Origin of the sequence: Streptomyces thermocarboxydovorans (assembly GCF_039524635.1) — a bacterium.
GTDB classification, from domain to species: Bacteria; Actinomycetota; Actinomycetes; order Streptomycetales; family Streptomycetaceae; genus Streptomyces; species Streptomyces thermocarboxydovorans.
Genome location: NZ_BAAAGU010000118.1, coordinates 1 through 6,155, shown reverse-complemented (window position 1 = coordinate 6,155; position 6,155 = coordinate 1). Strand labels below are relative to the sequence as shown.

Annotated in this window: 3 protein-coding genes and 1 pseudogene; 1 reads left to right on the top strand and 3 read right to left on the bottom strand. The window is 73.7% G+C overall.

The genetic code is table 11. From position 1 onward, the window contains the following. Positions 1–296 precede the first annotated feature (296 nt). The gene (locus ABD198_RS30210) at positions 297–2,141 is read left to right on the top strand and encodes an RICIN domain-containing protein (RefSeq protein ID WP_344007881.1); all 1,845 of its coding nucleotides are present in this window, start codon (positions 297–299) and stop codon (positions 2,139–2,141) included. 14 nt (positions 2,142–2,155) lie between these two features. Here the strand turns inward: ABD198_RS30210 and ABD198_RS30205 are convergent, their stop codons facing one another. The 3 genes and pseudogenes from ABD198_RS30205 to ABD198_RS30195 form a co-directional block, all read right to left on the bottom strand. Further along, entirely contained in the window at positions 2,156–2,857 is a 702-nt protein-coding gene (locus ABD198_RS30205; protein WP_344007879.1) for a DUF4232 domain-containing protein, read from the bottom strand. A gap of 48 nt (positions 2,858–2,905) precedes the next feature. Continuing rightward, a complete protein-coding gene (locus ABD198_RS30200; protein ID WP_344007875.1) occupies positions 2,906–5,287 on the bottom strand; it encodes a SpoIIE family protein phosphatase in 2,382 nt (793 codons plus the stop codon). A 23-nt stretch (positions 5,288–5,310) separates the two neighbouring features. Further along, positions 5,311–5,865, bottom strand: a pseudogene (locus tag ABD198_RS30195) (cytochrome bc1 complex cytochrome b subunit); the annotation flags it as partial. Positions 5,866–6,155 lie beyond the last annotated feature (290 nt).

Genomic DNA, 6,155 nt, shown 5'->3' with positions numbered 1-6,155 from the left:
GATCGACAGGGGGACACAGTCATGCCGGGCCCGGAGGCCAGCGGCCCTCTTGCAGGACCGCGGAAACCATAACGGGGATCCTGCGGCTCCGGCCGGCCCCCGGACAACCGTTTTTCCTGCGGGCGCGAATTCCCGGCATCCGAATGGCATTGACAAAAAGTCAATGAACACAGGGCTGCGGGGGGCGGAGGAGAAACCGTGGAATCCCTTGTTCCCTCTCGCCGTACTGTGCAAAGGTGTGACGCCGTCGGCGTGCAGACAATGCATTCTTGAACGTCCCCGAGAGGAACGCAGCCGTGAAGCGCACCGGCCCGTCCGATTCCCCGGACTCGTCCCGCTCCTACGGTCTCACGGACGAGCAGCTGAGCGCCGAGCTCAAAAACTGGACGGGGGCCGCACCCGCGCTGCACCCCGTCGGGGAACTGCTGGACCGGCACTGGGAGGCGGCCTTCACCTACGCGGGCCTGTGCACCGGCGGCGCCCGCGCCGCCGGCATGCTCACCACCGCCGCGTTCACACGGCTCTTCGGCGAGACCATGCGGCTCAGCGGCCCCACCTCCGCCTGGCGCCCACGGCTGCTCGTCACCGTCCGGCGCATCGCCGCCGAGTGGCACGCCGACGACCGGCGGGACCTGCTCCACCCCTCCCTCAGGGCCGCCGCCGGAGACCCCGGGCGGCTGGCCGCGCTGCTGCTGCCGCGCCCCGAACGCCGCCTGCTCTCCGGGGCGTTCCAGCGGCTGAACGAGTCCGCGCGGTGCCTGCTGTGGCACGCCGAGGCCGAGTCCGAACCGCTCGCCGTGCCCGCCCGGCTGCTCGGCACCGACGAGGAGAACGCCCGGCTGCAACTGGAGCGCGCCCAGGCCCGGTTCCGGGACGAATGCCTCCAGCTGCACCGCGAACTCGCCCCGGACCAGGAGTGCCGGAGCTATCTGCGCATGCTGGACGTCAGCTGCCGCCGCACCGGCGTCGCCCTCGACCCCGACCTGCGCCGGCACCTGCAGAGCTGCACCCACTGCCGGTACGCCGCGGACCAGCTCACCCGCTTCAACGACGGGATCGGCACCGCCCTGGCGGAGGCGGTCCTCGGCTGGCGCGCCCGGGACTACGTCACGAGCAGGGCCCGGGCGGCCGACGAGCCGGCCCGGCCGGGCGGTATACCGCCGGCCCGGCACCTGATGGATATCGCGATGGCCGCCGGGGATCTCACCGGCGAGCGCACATTCGAAAACATCGTGGAATTCCCGGGTGCGGGCGCGGAAGCGTTCGACCAATTCGGTGCGGAAACGGACCGTTCGCGGCATGCCGAGTCCTTTTCGCACCCCATTGCCGAGCCGTTTCCGGGGCAGTCGTCCGATTCGTTCCCGGCGCCCCGCCGCACCGGCCCGCCGGCCCGGCGCGACCACCCCGCACCGGGACCCCGGCACGCCGCTCCCCGCCGCAGAGCCGTCCGCCGGAGCCACCTCGTCGCCGGTGTGCTCGGTCTCAGCGGCCTGATCGTCCTCCCGCTCGTCCTGTGGGCCGTCCTCGGGTCCGACGACGACACCGGCGGCACCTCGCCGCGCGCCGGCGGCCCGGCCTCCCGTACACCGGGGGCCGGAGCGAGCCCGCCGGGCGGCGGTGACCCGTCCTGGATCGGCACCGGCCGGGTCATCGAGGGCGCCCTGCGCGGGCCGCTGCGCAACACCGCCTCCGGTCTGTGCGTCGGGCTCGCGGGCGGGCGGGCCGTCACCGGCGCGGAGGCCGTGCTCGCCCGCTGCTCCGGCTCCGACGACCAGCTGTGGACGTACGAGACCGACGGGCGGCTGCACAACGCCGCCGACCCCGAGCTGTGCCTCGACTCCGGCATCGGCTACGAGGTGCGCCTCGGTGCCTGCACCGGCGGCTCGGGCCGGATCACCGACGACGTGCGCTACGACTACACCGTCCAGGGCACCCTCGTGCCCCGCTCCGACCAGCGGCTGGCGCTCGCCCCCGCCGCCACCGACGGCTCGGGCGCCCTCGTCCTGAAGGTCCGCACCGACGACGGCCCCCAGCGCTGGACGCTCGGCACCGCCGTCCCGGCCGACCCCCGCCTGAAGGCCGTCCACTGGGACACCGGGCCGACCGGCCCGGCCCGGCTCACCGGCCGCCCGCGCCGCTGATCCTGCCCCTTGTGTCAGGGCCCGGTGCCGGGCTGCAGCACCGTGAGGAACACCTTGGAGGAGTTGCCCGCGACCGGTACCTCACCGGCCTTCCAGGGCACCCGCAGCGGCTCCCGCTCGTCCGGCGGGGTGACCAGCAGCGCGGCCGGCCGGGCCGTGCGGGCGCCGGAGATCTCGGGGCTCGAATAGCGCAGTCCGGCCCAGGCGCTCTCGCCGGGCGCCAGCGTCACCCTGCGCGGCTCGCCGGGGGTGCGCACCGGGTCCGGGCCGAGCTGCCGTCCGGCCGCGTCCACGAACGCGGCACCCGGATAGCCGTACACCGTGCAGGTGCGCGAGGAGGCGTTGGTCAGCACCACCGGGAAGTTGCGCTGCCCGGCCCCCGGATCCATCCGGCCGACGCTCGCGCTCAGTTCGGACGTCCGGCAGCGGCTCGTGGACGGCAAGCTCGTAGACGGCGCAGACGACGCCGCCGACCGGGACGCCTCGGCCGGCTCGGACCGCTCCGCCGCACCCGTGGCGGGGGAACGCGCGGCGGAGCGCACGGACGCGGCGACGGTGTCGCTCGGCACGGCCGGTGGAGGGGAGGAGACCGAACTCCGCCCGGCGGGAGCGGAGGGAGCAGGGGTCGCGCCGCTGGTCTGGGTGCCGCAGGCCGCGAGGGTGCCGAGCACCGCCACCGCGCTCGCGCGCCACACCGTGCGCCGTGCGTATGCCATGGTCCACCTCTCTCACCGGGGCCCGGACGCGGTGCGGCGGGCCCGCGCTCACTGTTCCTCCAGTACCCCGAGTTCCGCCCAGATGGTCTTGCCCTCCGCGGTGTGTCTGCTGCCCCAGCGCTGGGTGAGCTGGGCGACCAGCAGCAGCCCCCGGCCGCCCTCGTCCCAGGTCTTGGCCCGGCGCAGATGCGGCGCGGTGTGATTGGTGTCGGACACCTCGCAGATCAGCGTGGAGCCGTCGTGGATCAGCCGCAGCCGGATCGGCGGGGCGCCGTACCGGATGGCGTTGGTGACCAGTTCGCTGACCACCAGCTCCGCCGTGAAGGAGGCGTCGGTGAGCGCCCAGACGCCGAGCTGGTCCAGGACCTGCTTGCGGATGGGGGCGACCAGCGCCGGATCGGCGGGGATGTCCCAGGTGGCGACCTGGGAGGACGGCAGCCCGTGGGTGCGGGCGACCAGCAGCGCCACGTCGTCCGCCGTGCCGCCCGGCTGGAGCAGTGTGTGCAGCACCCGGTCGCAGGTCTCGTCCAGCGGGCCCGAGGGCGCGTGCGCCAGCGCCTCACAGAGCAGCGTGTGGCCGGCCTCCACGTCCCGGGTGCGCGACTCGAGCAGTCCGTCGGTGTAGAAGGCGAGCACGGTGCCCTCGGGCAGGTCGATCTCGGTGGACTCGAAGGGGAGCCCGCCGAGTCCAAGGGGCGGCCCCGTGGGAAGGTCGAGCTGCCGGGCGGGGCCGTCGGGCGGGATGACCACGGGCGGCGGATGCCCGGCCCGCGCCAGGGTGCAGCGGCGCGACACCGGGTCGTACACCGCGTACAGACAGGTCGCGCCGATCTCGCCCGGGCTGCCGTCTCCCGACTCCTGCGACAGGTGCAGCACCAGGTCGTCGAGGTGGGTGAGGAGTTCCTCCGGGGCCAGGTCGATGTCGGCGAGGGTGCGCACGGCCGTGCGCAGCCGGCCCATGGTCGCCGAGGCCGTTATGCCGTGCCCGACGACGTCCCCGACCACCATCGCCACCCGCATCCCGGACAGCGGGATCACGTCGAACCAGTCGCCGCCCACCCCGGAGCGCGCGGCCGGGAGATAGCGGGAGGCCGCCTCCACGGCGGCCGTGCTCGGCAGACGACGGGGGAGCAGACTGCGCTGCAGGGTCAGCGTCGTCTCGCGCTCGCGGGAGTAGCGGCGGGCGTTGTCGATGCAGACGGCGGCGCGTGCGCTGACCTCCTCGGCCAGCAGCACGTCGTCATGGGTGAACGCCTCGGGGCGCCGGTAGCGGGTGAAGGCGGCGACGCCGAGCGTGGTGCCGCGCGCCTGGAGCGGCACCGACAGCATCGAGTGGACGCCGAACCGCTCGATCTGGGCGGCCCGGACCTCGTCCGCCTGCAGCCACGGGTCGAGATCGCCGGTGGACACCGAGGCGATGATGCTGTGCCCCGCGATCAGCGAGTCCGCCTGGGGCGCCGCGGCCGGGTAGACCACCACCTCACCGGTGTCGGCGACCGACTCGGGGCTGCCCGGGATGACGGAGTGATGGGCGACCCGGCGCAGGACGACGGGCGGGTTCAGCGGGCTGACGGGATCACTGCCCGGCTCCTGCGGCTCCAGCAGGTCGACGCTGACGAAGTCGGCGAGCGCGGGCACACAGACCTCGGCCAGCTCCTGGGCGGTGCGGGTGACGTCGAGGGTAGTGCCGATGCGGATGCTGGCTTCGTTGACCAGCTGCAGCCGTTCTCTCGCCCGGTACTGGCCGGTGAAGTCGTGGGCCGTCACGCACACCCCCCGCACCCGGCCGGCCTGGTCGGTGAGGGGAGCCATCCTGGCCAGCCAGGCGTGGGCGCGCGTCTCGCCGGTGGCCTTCATGAAGGTCTCCATGTCGTGCCGCCGCCCGGTGCGCAGCACATGGCGCAGGTTCTGCTCCAGCTCGGTGTGCTGGTGCCGGCCGCCCACGTCGGTGGGCCTCAGGCCCCGCAGGTACTCGGCGGGCAGCCCGAGCAGCTCGGCCATCGCGTCGTTGACCCCGCGCAGCCGCAGATGCTCGTCGAACACCATGGTGGCGCAGGGCGACTGGGACACGGCCGCCCGGACCAGCGGATCGTCGGTCTGCTCGTCGTCCGGGGGCTTGAGCGGCGACACCGCGAGCCAGTCCCCGGGGCCCTCCCCGTCCGGGTCCCTGCGGTGGGCCAGGATCCAGGCGGTGACAGTGGTGCCGTCCCGGTGCCGCAGGGTGAGGGTGCCGCTCCACCGGGCGCCCACCGGGGGCCGCGGCGTGGGCTCCTCCTCGGCCAGCAGCTCGGCGGCCGGGCGGCCGACGACCTCCTCCGCCCTGTGGCCCAGCAGCAGCCGCGCACCCTCGTTCCACTGCGTGAGGGTGCCGTCGGCGGCGATCACGGCCCGGGCCGTCTCGGCATCGTCGAACGGGTCGTCCGGACTCATCGTCGCCACTCCATCGCGCACACTCACCGTGAACCGGTGTATCGCCTGAGTTCCAGCCTAGTGTGTCGGGAGCGCGCGTGGTTCCGGAGTACCACCCGACCCGGGGACGCGGCCCGCGCGACCGTCGGTCGTCCCCGCGTCAGCCGGACTCCGGATCCGGTCCGGACGGTGTCTCGGGCGGAGGGCCGGTCCGGGCCCGCTCCACCGCCGCGGCGGGCTGCCGGGTGCGCGGTCAGCGTGTACCTCCGGGCCTGGTCGAGCGGCCGGCGCACCTCCACGTACTCGCCGTGCGGCAGCCGTTTGATCACCCCGGTCTCCCGGCCGTGCTCCACGAGTTCGAGGTCGCGCAGCTGCAGCCCGAGGCAGATGCGGCGGGTGATCACGAAGACCACGGCCGGGACGACGAACACCGCGACGCGCACCGCCCAGGTGACCGTGTTGATCGACAGATGGAGCCGGGTGGCCACGAGGTCGTTGCCGCCGCCCGCCAGCAGCACCGGATACGGGCTGATCCAGGCCGCGCCGATGCCGGTGCGGACGGGACGGTTGCGCGGCCGGTCCAGGCAGTGGTGCTCGCGGTCGGGAAGGAGCCGGTGAAGACGTGCCGCATCATGTGCGTCAGCATGTGACACACCCGGGCGGGCGTGTGACGCGGGTCTCATGCGTGCCTCACCGCCCGCACCCGGCAGGTACCGCTGCGTATCCCCTGTGACCTGGGGCTATTTACGACCCAGTACCCGAGCGGTACCGTGAAGCCATGCCAGCTCTCAACGTGGAGTTCAGTGACCGCGAGCTAGTGACCTGAGTCGGAGATTCGTCGGCAGTAGGCGGCGACTTTGTCGAGGATCTCGTCGGCGGTCTTCGTCCA

Coding starts and splice junctions, on each gene's coding strand:
- ABD198_RS30205 (WP_344007879.1), bottom strand. CDS start 2,857: ATGGCATACGCACGGCGCACGGTGTGGCGCGCGAGCGCGGTGGCGGTG.
- ABD198_RS30200 (WP_344007875.1), bottom strand. CDS start 5,287: ATGAGTCCGGACGACCCGTTCGACGATGCCGAGACGGCCCGGGCCGTG.